This window comes from Psychrobacter sp. CMS30, from assembly GCF_904846565.1.
GTDB lineage: Bacteria > Pseudomonadota > Gammaproteobacteria > Pseudomonadales > Moraxellaceae > Psychrobacter > Psychrobacter maritimus.
In genome coordinates, this window is record NZ_CAJHBF010000016.1 from 36,280 (window position 1) to 50,733 (window position 14,454).

The 14,454-nt window shown below is 45.8% G+C and carries 11 protein-coding genes; 4 read left to right on the forward strand and 7 right to left on the reverse strand.

The window, feature by feature from the left end:
• Positions 1–275: 275 nt before the first annotated feature.
• The gene (gene gabT / locus JMX94_RS09430; RefSeq protein WP_201565109.1) at positions 276–1,538 is read right to left on the reverse strand and encodes a 4-aminobutyrate--2-oxoglutarate transaminase; all 1,263 of its coding nucleotides are present in this window, start codon (positions 1,536–1,538) and stop codon (positions 276–278) included.
• 164 nt (positions 1,539–1,702) lie between these two features.
• Positions 1,703–3,175: an NAD-dependent succinate-semialdehyde dehydrogenase gene (locus JMX94_RS09435; RefSeq protein WP_201565110.1), complete on the reverse strand. Its 1,473-nt coding sequence runs from the start codon at positions 3,173–3,175 to the stop codon at positions 1,703–1,705.
• Positions 3,176–3,437: 262 nt separating this feature from the next.
• Between JMX94_RS09435 and JMX94_RS09440 the strand changes: the two genes are divergently transcribed.
• Positions 3,438–4,202, forward strand: coding sequence for an IclR family transcriptional regulator (locus JMX94_RS09440; RefSeq protein ID WP_201565111.1), 765 nt, complete (start codon positions 3,438–3,440; stop codon positions 4,200–4,202).
• A gap of 66 nt (positions 4,203–4,268) precedes the next feature.
• Here JMX94_RS09440 and JMX94_RS09445 read toward each other — a convergent pair whose 3' ends face one another.
• From JMX94_RS09445 to JMX94_RS09455, 3 genes are all read right to left on the reverse strand, one after another.
• Positions 4,269–5,318, reverse strand: a complete 1,050-nt coding sequence (locus JMX94_RS09445) for a histone deacetylase family protein (RefSeq protein ID WP_201565112.1) — start codon at positions 5,316–5,318, stop codon at positions 4,269–4,271.
• Positions 5,319–5,373: 55 nt separating this feature from the next.
• On the reverse strand, positions 5,374–6,573 hold the full coding sequence (locus JMX94_RS09450) for a CaiB/BaiF CoA-transferase family protein (protein WP_201565113.1): 1,200 nt from the start codon (positions 6,571–6,573) through the stop codon (positions 5,374–5,376).
• A gap of 307 nt (positions 6,574–6,880) precedes the next feature.
• Entirely contained in the window at positions 6,881–8,065 is a 1,185-nt protein-coding gene (locus JMX94_RS09455; RefSeq protein ID WP_201565114.1) for an acyl-CoA dehydrogenase, read from the reverse strand.
• Between the two features lie 175 nt (positions 8,066–8,240).
• Here JMX94_RS09455 and JMX94_RS09460 point away from each other — a divergent pair, with 175 nt between their 5' ends.
• The 3 genes from JMX94_RS09460 to JMX94_RS09470 all read left to right on the forward strand — a co-directional run bounded on the left by JMX94_RS09460 (position 8,241) and on the right by JMX94_RS09470 (position 12,091).
• Positions 8,241–9,068: an IclR family transcriptional regulator gene (locus JMX94_RS09460; RefSeq protein ID WP_201565115.1), complete on the forward strand. Its 828-nt coding sequence runs from the start codon at positions 8,241–8,243 to the stop codon at positions 9,066–9,068.
• A gap of 297 nt (positions 9,069–9,365) precedes the next feature.
• Entirely contained in the window at positions 9,366–11,168 is a 1,803-nt protein-coding gene (locus tag JMX94_RS09465; RefSeq protein ID WP_201565116.1) for an FMN-binding glutamate synthase family protein, read from the forward strand.
• A gap of 83 nt (positions 11,169–11,251) precedes the next feature.
• Positions 11,252–12,091: a phosphodiester glycosidase family protein gene (locus JMX94_RS09470; protein ID WP_201565117.1), complete on the forward strand. Its 840-nt coding sequence runs from the start codon at positions 11,252–11,254 to the stop codon at positions 12,089–12,091.
• A 125-nt stretch (positions 12,092–12,216) separates the two neighbouring features.
• On the opposite strand, the gene JMX94_RS09475 is transcribed toward JMX94_RS09470, so the two are convergent.
• Together JMX94_RS09475 and JMX94_RS09480 are read right to left on the reverse strand one after the other, a co-directional pair.
• Positions 12,217–13,440, reverse strand: coding sequence for a VWA domain-containing protein (locus JMX94_RS09475; RefSeq protein WP_201565118.1), 1,224 nt, complete (start codon positions 13,438–13,440; stop codon positions 12,217–12,219).
• Positions 13,441–13,546: 106 nt separating this feature from the next.
• Positions 13,547–14,413, reverse strand: coding sequence for a MoxR family ATPase (locus JMX94_RS09480; RefSeq protein WP_201565119.1), 867 nt, complete (start codon positions 14,411–14,413; stop codon positions 13,547–13,549).
• Between the last annotated feature and the right edge of the window lie 41 nt (positions 14,414–14,454).

Sequence of the window (14,454 nt, forward strand, 5' to 3'; positions counted from 1 at the left end):
ATCTACTCCTTGTCCGTGTTTAATCCATGTTAATCTTTTGCTCATTACACCTAGAGTGACATGTATTTTGTATAACAGGATTTATGTAACAGGGCATCGCCCCTCATATTTATCTTTCCATACTTCTCGACTGTGAAGCTTGATAATGTTTTTATATATCGATAGCAGAGACAACAACGGCGTCTTGACTTGCAAGGCGCCGTTGTAAAACCACCACTCAGATCAAGAACATATGAATCCCAATCTGACGCATGTATTATTCAGTCTTAATACAATTAAGCAGTCAAGATGCCTCTGATAATATCAAGGCCTTCTTGGAGCACTTCATCTTCAACCGTTAGTGGCACCATCACGCGAATGGCGTTACCGAACATGCCACAAGAGGCTAATAACAGACCTTGCTCAAATGCTTTGGCTTTTAAATTGGCCGTTGCTTCAACATCAGGCTTGCCATCACTGTCGATTAACTCAAACGCTAACATCGCGCCTTTATGACGAATATGACCGATGCTGCTTAAGTTTAAACCCTTTAAGAAAGCTTCGATTTTGTCGCCAATCTCAATACTACGCTCAAGTAGATTCTCTTCTTCGATAACTTCCATGACTGCTAAAGCTGCTACACAAGCCAGTGGGTTACCAGAATAAGTACCACCCAAACCGCCTACTTGCGGCGCATCCATGATATCAGCACGGCCAATAACGGCAGAAATAGGATAACCACCCGCCAAGCTCTTGGCACTGGTCATTAGGTCCGGCTCAACGCCCAACTGCTCACTGGCGAACAACGTACCGGTACGGGCAAAACCACACTGTACTTCATCAAAAATCAGCACAATGCCATGCTCATCGCAAATCTCGCGCAAGGCTTTGGCAAATGATGGCGTGACTTGATGGAAACCACCCTCGCCTTGTACTGGCTCGATAATCATCGCTGCCACTTCACTTGGGTCGATATCCGCTTGGAAAATCATCTCAAGGCTATGCAATGCTTGTGCTTCAGTAACATTTAGCTCTTCAGCTGGGAATAGCGCATGGAATACAGGGCCTGGCATCGGACCAAAGTTCTTTTTGTATGGTAATACTTTACCCGTTAGGCTCATGCACATTAGCGTGCGACCATGCCAACCGCCAACGAAAGAAATCACACCCGGACGACCGGTTTTGGCACGAGCAATCTTGATGCAGTTTTCAACGGCTTCAGCGCCAGTGGTCAAAAAGAATGCTTTGGTATCACCGCTGATAGGGGCTTTTTGGCAAAGCTTTTCAGCAAGCTCAACATAGCATTCATAGTTAATCATTTGCGCGGCAGTATGGGTAAATTTGTCTAGCTGCTCATGCACACGCTGAGTGATTTTTGGATGGCTGTGACCGGTATTCAATACTGAGATACCGCCGACGAAGTCGATATAACGATTGCCTTCAATATCCCAAACTTCCGAGTTTTTTGCTTTTTCGGCAAAGATAGGAAAGGCAACGCCAAGTCCGGTTGGCAATACCGCTTTACGGCGCTCAAGTAATGATTGATTGGTAGTAGTCATAAGAATATCCTTTTCTTTCTTCTTTACGTAGATGCCAGTGATGTGATGGCGGTTTATAAAATAAGGTTTAGCAATATTGGGGATTCCTGCTGCTGAATCCCGTTAAATACTGAGTAAAAATTAAACGATTAAAACATAAAATAGCTAACTATTAGCTCCAGCTATTAACTAACATCAGAGCACCAGTATTTGGTCACGACATATTCTTCGATGCCGTATTTTGAGCCTTCACGGCCAAAGCCTGATTGCTTAACGCCGCCAAATGGTGCGACTTCGGTAGAAATAAGACCGGTATTATGACCGATGATGCCGTACTCTAAACCTTCGGTGACGCGCCATGAGCGTGCATAACTGCCACTGTAGAAGTATGCAGCCAAACCATAAATAGTGTCGTTGGCTTGACGAATGACGTCGGCTTCATCTTTAAAGGTAAAGATAGTAGCGATAGGACCAAAGATTTCTTCGTGGGCGATATCCATATCACTGCTGATATCGGTAATTACCGTTGGGTTATAAGTCAGCTCTGATGCGCCGTTGGTGCTGCCGCCCGTGATAAGGGTTGCGCCTTTATCTAACGCGTCTTTTAGCAGTGCTTGTACTTTTTCCAAGGCTTTTTTGTTAATCAACGGACCGATATCGACGCCTTCGTCCATGCCATTACCGACATTAAGCTCAGCGACTTTTTGCACAAATACGTCTAGGAATTTGTCTTTGATACTATCCTGCACGTAGACGCGGTTGGCGCAAACACAAGTTTGACCGGCGTTACGATATTTAGAGGCGATTAAGCCTTCAGCGGCTTTTTCAAGATCAGCATCATCAAAGACGATAAATGGTGCATTGCCGCCGAGCTCTAATGACAGTTTTTTGATGGTTGGGGCGCATTGAGCCATCAAGGTGCGACCGACTTCGGTAGAGCCGGTAAATGATAGTTTATGAATGCGTGCATCGCCGGTTAGGATATCGCCGATGGTTGATGATTTGCCAGTTACGACTTGGATAACGCCTGCAGGAATGCCCGCTTGCTCAGCCAAGGCAGCCAGTGCCAAGGCAGAAAATGGCGTTTCGGTTGCAGGTTTGATAATCATGGTGCAGCCTGCCGCTAGTGCAGGGGCTGCTTTACGGGTAATCATCGCTGCAGGAAAATTCCAAGGCGTGATAGCCGCGCAAACACCAACAGGCTGTTTTAGGATGACATGGCGCAGCTGTGCTTGATTGGCAGGGATAACATCACCGTATACGCGCTTGCCTTCTTCAGCAAACCAGCGGATGAAGCTATTGGCATAGCCAACTTCCCCGCGTGACTCGGTTAAAGGTTTGCCTTGCTCGGCGGTCATAATGATGGCCAAATCTTCTTTGTTGGCATCGATAAGGTCGGCCCACTTTTGTAGTAGCTCAGCGCGCTCTTTTGGGGTTTTGGCCGCCCACGTGATTTGCGCCTCATGAGAAGCCGCAACCGCATCATTGACATCGTCGGTCGTCAGGCTTGGCACGCTACCGATAATCTCGCCGTTAAAAGGATTGCTGACGTCAATAGTCGCGTCATCACTAGCACCATGCCAGCCATCTTTGATGAAGCACTGCTGTTTAAGTAGGTCTGGGTTTGATAGCGGTAGCGTATGTGGCAGTTGTGACATGTTGACACTCCTTGTCAATGTTATTTTGCAGATAGGGTTTGCAGATTTATAGCGATAAAAAACTAACAATAAATAAAAGGTTATGACTTAAATAATTATTGATAACTTGTTATTTGTTCAATATACTGAACATCTATTCTATATATGAGACATCATTATAAGAATGATGGACGCATATTTGCAACCCCTATTATCAACTTTGTGATGATTTATCACTTTATTTTGATGTTTTTTTAATTTTAACGACTTTTATAGGTTCCTTATGAGCACCACTGCCGTTCCTGCTTTGGACAAGACCTTTCAGATTTTAGATTTGATAACCGACAGCGCCCAGCCTTTAACGGCGGCTCATATTGCCAAAGAGCTCAACCTGCCGCGCAGCTCAACCCACAATATTTTGCAAAGTCTTTTGGCCAAGCATGTTATCTATAAAGACAGCGATAGCCGCTTTCATTTGGGCTCGTATTTGATGTATTGGGCGGGCAAATATGAGCAGCAGCAAGGCGTCATTCAGCTATTTAAAGACCTTATTGTCCAGTATCCAACCCTTCTTCAGCATACGGTGACTTTGTCCAAGCTCGATTTTGGTGAAGTGGTGTTTTTGGCTTGCCATGAAGCGCCGGCGCCGCTTGGCTTTACTTTCCGCGCTGGTGTTCGCGTACCGGCAGTATTCTCTGCTACCGGTAAAGCCATGCTTTCCACCTTTTCTATGGACAGCATAAAGTCCATCTATGCCAGCGGTTTCCCTACGCCCATTACCCAACACGGTGTCGATAACTTTACCGACTTGTCCACTGAGCTGACGGCTATTCAAAACAGTCGCATCTCCCTCGACGATGGGCAACTGCGCGAGGGCATGTATTGCCTTGGCACTTATATTCGCAATGCGTCAGGCAACGCGGTTGCCGGTATGGCGGTCAGCTTTTTACAAGCAGAGTATGAGTCAAAACGAGCTGAGGTCAGTGCGGTACTGATTGAATTGGCAGAGCAGATTGAAAAGCGTTTAGGTTTTATTGCTCATCAATAAGGCCTAAACGCTTTTCGTTAGCTCCTTGTTTATTTCCAATCATTTCAGTTATTCTGAGGATAATTGCTAATCTTCTGAAATCAGCCCTGATAAAAATGCTTGCAAATTGTCATTAAGCTTTTGCAGGTAATAACCGCCCTCAACCAAGACAATTAACGGTTTGTTTAACGCTTTCAGCTTTTGCGCCAATACGGTAAATCCTTCGGTAGTGACCGCACATCTGGCTTCTGGATCGTCTTTATACACATCAAAGCCCAATACATGGACGATGACATCAGGGTCAAATAGCGTCATCGCCTCGATAGACTTATCAATATAATTAAAAAACCCAGCTTCATCGGTGCCATGTGGCATCGGGAAGTTGACGTTATAGCCCTCTCCTGCGCCGGTGCCCCTTTCAAACTCATGACCAGTAACGGCTGGATAAAAGTTAACCGGATCACCATGAACCGAGGTATAGAGCACATCGCTGCGCTCGTAGAATATCTCTTGGATACCCTGACCGTGGTGCATGTCGGTGTCTATAATGGCGATTTTTGCGTATTTTTGCCGCAGATGTTCGGCGATGATGGCGGCGTTATTAAGATAACAAAATCCGCCCGCCGCGCTCTTGCGCGCATGGTGACCGGGCGGCCGTGAAAAGCAAAGCTGGATATTATTTTTCCCACGCTCAGCACTTGATGCATCTTCATTTAATAAGGCTTCAGCAGCATTCAGCGCCGTTTGTGCCGACCAATAAATAGACGTCCAAGAATGCTCACTGATGGGCGCACTATCATCGGCCTGATATTTAGCAGCCTTTGCCATGATGCCGATACCAGGATTGTCATACGGCACAAAAATCCCCGTCTGCACCTGTGCGCCCAAATCTTCCTCAACAGCCATCCATTCAGCATAGCCATGCTTGAGAAAATCCACGTAACCAAAATCATGAACCGCCAATATTGGCCCCGTTCCGATATCGGTGGCAGTGGTTACCTCTAAACCTAGTGCTGCTGGCGCCTTTAACAACTCGACCATGCGCTCTGGTATCTCTAACGGCTCATGCATCTTGCCATAAGAAAAATACGGTAACGGTCTATGTAGACTGAGGTTTTCATGGCTGTATATTTTCATGCTTAACATTCCTTTGTTGAACATTTTTTCCAATGGTGCTTTTTTTGATGCTTAACTAAACAATCCCATCGGCTTTAAGCTTTGCTATCATGTCGCTGTCATAACCCAAATCAGCAAGCGTACTATCGGTATGCTCGCTCAATTGCGGTGGCGGCGTACGATAAGTAACCGGTGAGGCGGATAATTTAATCGGATTCCCAAGGGCACGAACAGGGCTGCGTTGTTCGGCAAAATCAATTACCATCTCACGTGCCAGTGCTTGCGGCATGGCCAATGCCTCAGCGATATTATGAATCGCCCCACAAGGAATACCTGCTTTATCTAACACCTCTAACCAATAAGTACGAGGTTGCTCGGCAAACTTCTTAGCCAATTCATCACACAGCAGCTCACGATTGGCGACCCGGGCAGGATTGGTCGCAAAACGGCTGTCACTATGCCAATCAACGCCCAACACAGTGCAAAGCTTGGCAAACTGACTGTCATTGCCACAGGCTAAGATAAAGTGCGCGTCACCCTGCCCTGCAAACACTTGATAAGGAACAATATTGGGATGCTGATTGCCAAGTCTTGGCGGGACTTTATCTGATGCCAAATAATTCATACCAACGTTGGCGAGCATCGCAAGCGCGCTATCAAGCAATGCCACATCGACATGCTGCCCAAGTCCCGTATTTTGACGCGCTAATAAGGCCGCTTGAATACCGATGGTCAGCTGCAATCCGGCGAATAAATCGACCACTGCCACGCCTACCTTATGCGGTTCGCCATCGCTTGGACCGGTAATACTCATCAGTCCTGACAAGCCCTGAATAATATAGTCATAACCGGGGCGCTTAGCGTCTGGACCTGTCTGACCAAAACCCGTTAATGAGGCATAAATAAGGCGCGGGTTGTCTTGTTTTAGACTGTCATAATCTAAGCCGTATTTCTTTAGACCACCAACTTTAAAGTTTTCAACAACGATATCGCTATCGGCGACAAGCTGCTTGATAATGGTTTGTCCGGCAGGTGTGGTGATATCAACAGTGAGGGATTTTTTATTGCGGTTAATAGTGGCGTAATAAGCGGAGGTATCATCGCTGAATTTTGGCGGCGCCCAATGACGCGTCTCATCGCCAATATGTGGACGTTCTACTTTGATGACTTCAGCGCCCAAATCTGCAAGTACTTGGGTACAAGAAGGACCGGCCAATACTCTCGATAAGTCGAGCACCTTGATACCGTGTAATGCACCTTTTGCCATATCAGTCATAATCTTCCCTTATTATGTAACTTATTCTTTGATAAAAATTTAATAAAAAATTGCCATGTATCATTTAGCTTTTACTTTCTTTTCTAGCTTTTACTTTCTTTAATGCCTGAATACCTTTTAAGAATAGGCACTACTAAATAAATGATGCATAACAACGATGGATGAAAACAATGCCTAAAAACAATGTATAAGAAAAATGCCTAAAAACTCAGAAACGCACGTTCCTGTTTATAACAGCTTATAAAAAGCCAAACAGTAACGTACGTTAATGGTCTAAAACTGGCTAGCATTGACTAGTTAGCACTTATTAATAAAACGCTTGAATACCAGTCTGCGCACGACCTAGGATAAGCGCATGAATATCGTGCGTACCTTCGTAGGTGTTGACCGCTTCTAAGTTCATCACATGACGAATAATGTGGAACTCATCCGAAATACCGTTACCGCCATGCATATCACGAGCAATACGCGCGATATCGAGCGCCTTACCGCAGTTATTACGCTTAATCAGTGAAATCATCTCAGGCGCCGCATTGTCTTCATCCATCAAACGACCAACACGCAATGCCGCTTGTAGACCCAAGGTGATTTCTGTCTGCATATTGGCAAGCTTCAATTGTACGAGCTGCGTTGCGGCGAGCGGACGACCAAATTGCTTACGATCTAGCGTGTACTGGCGTGCTGCTTTCCAGCAGAATTCAGCTGCCCCCATCGCGCCCCATGCGATACCGTAACGGGCCTTATTTAAGCAGCCAAACGGCCCTTTTAGACCACGGATATCTGGGAAAGCATTGGCTTCAGGAACAAATACCTTGTCCATAACGATTTCACCGGTAACTGAAGCACGTAGTGAAAACTTACCTTCAATTTTTGGCGCTGATAAGCCTTTCATGCCTTTATCTAAAACAAAACCGCGAATCTCACCGGCATCGTCCTTTGCCCAAACGACAAACACATCAGCGATAGGGCTGTTGGTAATCCACATTTTATTACCCGTCAGCTCATAACCGCCATCAACCGCGCGTGCACGGGTCGACATCGAGGCAGGATCTGAGCCTGAATCTGGCTCAGTCAGACCAAAGCAGCCGACATATTCGCCAGTAGCAAGCTTAGGCAGATATCTCTCTCTTTGCTCTTCGGTGCCGTATGCCCAGATAGGATGCATGACCAAGCTTGACTGCACGCTCATCGCTGAACGATAACCTGAGTCAACCGCTTCGATTTCTTTGGCAATCAGACCGTAAGCGACACTTGATAAACCGGCACAACCATAACCTTCAATCATCACGCCAAGCAAGCCCATCTCACCCATTTGACGCATGATATTACGGTCAAAGTTCTCGTTACGATTGGCCTCTAAAATGCCAGGCATCAGCTCTTTTTGAAAAAACTGACGGGCGCTGTCCGTGACCATGCGCTCTTCATCAGTCAACTGGTCGCGTAATAAAAACGGATCTTCCCAATCGAAACTTGGACGCGTAGATGTTGCCATGTGGATCTCCTTGATGTCAGTCTTCCTGACCGACGAGTAGTGATTAATAAGTAAATTGACTGCACAGGTTGTTGACTTACTTATTCCGCTGTGCGAAACTTAGTTTCATAATTTAAATCTATTTAAGCAAAGTTTTACCGCGCTGTAAACCTTTATCAAAAAAAATGAGCATAAAATGACAAAAAATGTATCGGCAGCTCTGCCACTACTCGATCGAATGATCACCATTCTTGAGCAAAGTAAGGACGATAACGACCGGCAGTTTGTCACCGCACTGGGGCGTGGACTGACTTTATTGGCAGCCTTTGAACAGCATGAGCAGCTCAGTCATCAGCAATTGTGTCAAATGACTTCCTTGCCAAAAGCGACCATCACCCGTCTTATTCATACTTTGATGACGCTTGGATTTTTACGCATGACCGAGCATGGACAGTATCAACTCGGCAGTAGCGCGGTGAGACTCAGCGCAACGGCGTGGAGTCGACATGACATGGTGGCGGCAGCTGAGCCGTTGCTACGACAGTTTGCCAGTAGCAATGAAGTATCGGTGAATTTAGCAACCGAGGTCGAAGGAGAAATGCGCTATCACGCTTGTTGTCGCAGCCCTGCTCGCCTGTCAGTCAATTTGCAAGTTGGCTCGGCAGTGCCCGTCGCCCGTACTGCTATTGGGCGCGCTTTTTATGCGGCTAGCTCGCCAGCAAGACAGAGTGTGATTCTTAGTAATTTACAACAGCACTTATCTACAGAAGATTATAAGCACGCGCAGTTGGCTTTATCTGATGCAGAAGAGCATTATAGAGCGCATGGTTATACGGTATCAGACGGTGAGTTTTCTACCGATATATTGGCCGTGGCCGTTGGTGTATTTGATGTTGCCACTGGACAGTATGCGTATTCGCTCAATGCCAGTGTGCCGAGTGCCAACTGGCAGGCAGATGAATATGCGGCGACCATTGTGCCGAAATTGCAGGCGCTGGCAGAAAGAATTGGGCGCGGTATTTAAGCGCTTATCTGGCTAATAAGCCGTTTATGCCATGCTAAAACCCTTAAAAACGGCGTTATCATGTCATTATTAGCAAGCCGTTACTCAATTAATATGGAGCCGTGATATTATAGGCGTATGATGTACGCCATCAATTTGAGCCCCTGCCTTTATTGTCAGTGTTTAAGTTGGTGGCGCTTTAATTTGTTTTAATGAGTATTATCCAATCCTTTTATACTGAATAATGAATAGCGGCAAAGTTACGAAATAACTTTCTGCCGCATTTTTAATTCCAATGTTTTACTGTTGAGTATCGTTATGCCCCAATCTCGTACCAATTTAAATCCAGAATCAAAAACCAGTTCTCCTTATTTAGTCGGCGTATTTTTGCGCTATAGTACCTTTGCTGCCGCGGTCTTGCTGTTTTTAGCCGGACTGTTACTGACGAATTGGTGGCTAATCATTCTTGGCGGCTTCGGTGTGTGCTTGGGGATTTACGATATCACACAGTTAAAGCACGCTATTTTAAGAAACTATCCGGTTGCCGGCCACATCCGCTACGTGCTCGAAGACTTCCGCCCTGAAATTCGCCAATATTTATTGGAAAACGATAAAGAACAAGTGCCGTTTTCACGCCAGCAGCGCGCATTGGTTTATCAACGTGCCAAAAATGTCAGTGACACCAACGCCTTTGGTACGCTAGACAATTTATACGCCCATGATAAAGAGTGGTTTTTACAATCCGCCGTCAGCCAGCCGTTAGAAAACAAAGATTTTCGCATCGTGGTCGGTGGCGATCGTTGTAAGCAGCCGCATGATATGTCGGTATTTAATATCTCGGCAATGAGCTTTGGTAGTTTATCTGCCAATGCCATCATGGCGCTCAACCAAGGCGCAAAAATGGGCGGCTTTACCCATGACACCGGCGAAGGTGCGATTAGCCCTTATCACCGTAAATTTGGTGGTGATTTGATTTGGGAGCTGGGCACCGGTTATTTTGGTTGCCGTGATGCTCAGGGTAATTTTGATCCGCAGTCGTTTGCCGAAAAAGCTGTTGACCCGCAAGTAAAAATGATTGAGATTAAACTCTCACAAGGTGCCAAACCCGGTCAAGGCGGTGTGTTACCCGCCGAAAAAATCACCCAAGAAATCGCTGATACCCGTGAAGTACCAACCGGTCAAGACTGCGTTTCACCCTCTTCGCATAGCGCTTTTAGCACGCCGCGAGAGTTGGTTGGTTTTTGGCAGCAGCTGCGTGATTTATCAGGCGGCAAACCTGTCGGCTTTAAGCTATGCGTAGGTCAGCCGTGGCAGTTTATGGCGATTGTTAAAGCCATGATTGAGACGAACAATTATCCTGATTTTATCGTGATCGATGGCGCTGAAGGCGGCACAGGTGCAGCGCCCGTTGAATTTATGGACAACGTCGGTATGCCAATGGTTGAAGGGTTTTTATTGGTACACAATACCTTGGTTGGCGCCGGTATCCGTGACAAAATCAAGCTTGGTGTCAGTGGCAAAATCGTCTCAGGCTTTGATATTGCGCGCATGATTGCGCTTGGCGCTGATTGGTGTAACTCAGCGCGCGGCTTTATGTTTGCCGTTGGTTGTATTCAATCACGCTCGTGCCACACCAACACTTGCCCAACGGGGGTTGCGACCCAAGACCCGTATCGCCAAAAAGCCCTTGATGTGCCAAGTAAAGCTGAGCGCGTGGCAAGCTTCCATAAAAACACCCTGAAATCACTCGCCAGCATCGTTGGCGCGGTTGGCCTCCAGCATCCAAGCCAATTACAGCCTTATCATATTGCGCGCCGTTTAGATAACGGACAAATTAAGCTATTATCGAAGTTCTTTTACTTTGCTGACCAAGGTGCATTACTTGCGCAAAACGCTCGCGCCGACGTCTTTAACCAAATGTGGGTCATGGCAAATCCTGATAGCTTCCTTGCCAATAACGATGCGCTGATTGCTTATAATAAAGACTCGCGCGATAGAGGCAAAGAAACCAGCGCGCCGACCACGAAACACCCAGATGATTCAGTAGACATCATCGATGGTGGCATGTTAATTGGCAACGTCAATAATACTTTTCGCGACTTACCTCATACAGATGACTAAGCGAAGCAGCAAATAAGCGACAAAATATGGTAGAAGCATTACAATAGATAACTTCTGTCCACCTGCCACAAGGCAAGTCATTGATGCCAAGCACCATTTTCACTTTATCCCACACTCTTTTGACGGCAGCGCTCATTGCATTAAGCATCAGCGCCTGTCAACCGACAGACCAAAACGATAGCAGCACTGATAATAGCAACAAGCACTGGTCATGCCAGTCGCAAAACGTGCCCTTTACTTATAGCGCTTGTCGTATCGACGCGCAAACGTTATCAGACCCTCGCTATTCTTTACAGCTGTTTTGGCAGCAAGCGGATAACAGTGCTAATAACACCCAGCCGCTGCTGACTTTTGATACTTTGTTAGCGACATTACCGTCTGAGCAAACGCTGAATTTTGCCATGAACGCCGGTATGTATAATGAAAATTATGCGCCAATTGGCTACACCGTCATCGAAGGTAAAGAGCTGCGCGCGTTAAATATTAAAGAAGGCGGCGGCAACTTTCACTTATTGCCCAATGGCGTTATGTGGTGGGATAAGTCTGGTAAGGTGCAAATTACTGAAAGCAATGCTTTAGATAAGCAACTCAAAAGTGGTACAGCACAGCCTTGGTATGCGACGCAATCTGGACCGATGCTGGTCATCAATAATGAGATTCATCCGCAGTTCAATCCTGACAGTACCTCGATTAAGCTGCGTAATGGTGCCGGTGTTTGCAGTGACGGCAGCCTACAATTTGTCAATAGCGAAGAGCCTGTGAGCTTTTATCAATTTGCCACCCTGTTTAAGGATGATTTAAACTGTCCAAATGCATTGTTTTTAGATGGCGGCATTGCTTCGGCATTGTATGCACCGACTATCGATAAGCATGATAAAAAAGAGATGGGCGTTATGATTGGGCTGATAGAAACAAAAAACTAGAAAAGAAAAGGTAGAAACGAAAAATAGAAAGAAAAAATAGCCGCTATATTTTATAACGGCTATTTTTATGCGTGTTTCAATAAGAAATAAAGCAAATGATTCTTATAGTTATCTATAGTTAGCCGTTAGCGCGCCATATAGTTGGTCATGTCTTCCACGCCATGCAAGGTCATCGGATACATTTTATTGTCGAATAGTTTTTTAATCTCGACGATGGTTTGGGTATATTGCCAGTACGCGGGGTTTTCAGGATTAAGCCAAGCGACTTTATCAAAATGCGCCAGCACCCGCTTAAGCCAAACGATGCCCGCCTCATTATTCATATACTCAACACTACCGCCAACTGTCATCAGCTCATAGGGCGACATCGATGCATCACCGACGAATATCACGCGATATTCTCGGCCGTATTTATTGAGCAGCTCAAAGGTAGGCATCGGTGCACTATGACGACGATTATTATCCTTCCAAACATAGTCATACAAGCAGTTATGAAAGTAAAAAAACTCTAAGGTTTTAAATTCATTCTTCGCTGCAGAAAACAGTTTTTCTAATGCCTCTACATGGATATCCATACTACCACCGACATCAAACAGCATTAGTACCTTGACGCGGTTACGGCGCTCAGCTTGCATATGAATATCGAGCATGCCTTTTTTGGCGGTGCGCTTGATGGTCTCATGAATATCTAGTTCATCCGCGCTTCCGGTACGCGCAAACTGGCGCAAATTACGCAGTGCCATTTGAATTTGGCGCGTACCAAGCTGATTATCATCATCGAGATTGCGATATTTTCGCTGCTCCCAAACTTTAGCGGCGCTACGTTTACGCGATTCACCGCCGACGCGCACCCCTTCTGGATGGTCGCCATAGGCACCAAATGGTGATGTCCCACCTGTACCGACCCATTTACTACCGCCTTGATGACGCTCTTTTTGCTCTTTAAGACGCTCTTCAAGCGCTTTCATCAACTCCTCTAGCGAGCCGTATTTTTTTAGCAAGCGCCGCTGCTCTTCGGTCAGATTTTTTGGGTCGAGCTTTAAATCGAGCCATTCTTTTGGGACGTCCGTCAACTTGGCCAACAGCTCGTCCATATCAAGGCTATCCACCCCTTCAAAATAGTCTGCCATGGCGCGGTCAAACTTATCAAAGTGACGCTCGTCTTTGACCATACAGAGGCGAATCAGCCGATACATATCCTCGCGACTGGCAAAGGTAGATAGCTCTGGATCCTCAGGATGCGGCTGCATCATCAACCCTTGATCTAACGCAGCGTTTAGGTCAAGCAGCTCACGGGTACTGACGGGTACGCCGTAAGTACGTAAGGTATAGAACAATTTGATAAACATAAGACACGTATCACTTATTGGCTGACATTATTATCTGGCGACGTTGCTAATATGGTTACGAATAAAGCCGTTTCATTAGCTTTAATCATGACAAATGGTCTGTTGCTTAGCGACGCATCATATTGGCAAAACGCTGCAATAAGTTGACATCGGCTTCATTCTTAAGCAGTGCACCATATAATGGCGGGATAGACTTTTCGCCGCGCAAGTTTTCTTGCAGCTCTTCTTGTGCCATATCATCGGCTAATAATAACGTTAACCAATCAACCAATTCTGACGTTGATGGTGGCTTTTTAAGCCCTTGAACATTACGTAGCTTATAAAAGATATCTAATGCATCATTGACCAGCTTTTCTTGGATATCGGGGAAATGCACCTCAATGATTTGACGCATGGTTTCTTCTTCTGGGAAGTCGATATAATGGAAGAAACAGCGACGCAAAAACGCATCTGGCAGCTCTTTTTCATTGTTTGAAGTGATAATGACTACAGGACGCTGCTCGGCGGTGATGGTCTCGCCCGTCTCATAAACATAAAATGACATCTTATCCAGCTCATGTAGCAAGTCATTGGGGAACTCGATATCAGCTTTATCAATCTCATCAATCAATAACACACTGCGCTCTTTACTGGTAAAGGCATCCCACAATTTACCCGGCTTGATATAGTTACCAATCTCATAAACCTTATCATCACCCATTTGTGAATCACGCAAGCGCGATACCGCATCATATTCATACAGCCCTTGCTCCGCCTTGGTGGTTGATTTGATATGCCATGTAATCAGCGGCATACCCAGACTCTCTGCTACTTCTTCAGCCAGTAACGTCTTACCAGTGCCCGGCTCGCCTTTGATAAGTAGCGGCTTTTGTAAAGTCATCGCTGCATTGACTGCCAATTGCAAATCATCGGTAGCGATATAGCTTTCTGTACCGGTAAAGGTTTTCTTGGTTTTATCGGTCGTGTTTGTCATAAACTAAGTCTCAGTTATTGTTATACATTAAAGGGATTAAG

Coding starts and splice junctions, on each gene's coding strand:
- JMX94_RS09480 (WP_201565119.1), bottom strand. CDS start 14,413: ATGACAAACACGACCGATAAAACCAAGAAAACCTTTACCGGTACAGAA.
- JMX94_RS09470 (WP_201565117.1), top strand. CDS start 11,252: ATGCCAAGCACCATTTTCACTTTATCCCACACTCTTTTGACGGCAGCG.
- JMX94_RS09435 (WP_201565110.1), bottom strand. CDS start 3,175: ATGTCACAACTGCCACATACGCTACCGCTATCAAACCCAGACCTACTT.
- JMX94_RS09475 (WP_201565118.1), bottom strand. CDS start 13,440: ATGTTTATCAAATTGTTCTATACCTTACGTACTTACGGCGTACCCGTC.
- JMX94_RS09460 (WP_201565115.1), top strand. CDS start 8,241: ATGACAAAAAATGTATCGGCAGCTCTGCCACTACTCGATCGAATGATC.
- JMX94_RS09440 (WP_201565111.1), top strand. CDS start 3,438: ATGAGCACCACTGCCGTTCCTGCTTTGGACAAGACCTTTCAGATTTTA.
- JMX94_RS09455 (WP_201565114.1), bottom strand. CDS start 8,065: ATGGCAACATCTACGCGTCCAAGTTTCGATTGGGAAGATCCGTTTTTA.
- JMX94_RS09450 (WP_201565113.1), bottom strand. CDS start 6,573: ATGACTGATATGGCAAAAGGTGCATTACACGGTATCAAGGTGCTCGAC.
- JMX94_RS09445 (WP_201565112.1), bottom strand. CDS start 5,318: ATGAAAATATACAGCCATGAAAACCTCAGTCTACATAGACCGTTACCG.
- JMX94_RS09465 (WP_201565116.1), top strand. CDS start 9,366: ATGCCCCAATCTCGTACCAATTTAAATCCAGAATCAAAAACCAGTTCT.
- gabT (WP_201565109.1), bottom strand. CDS start 1,538: ATGACTACTACCAATCAATCATTACTTGAGCGCCGTAAAGCGGTATTG.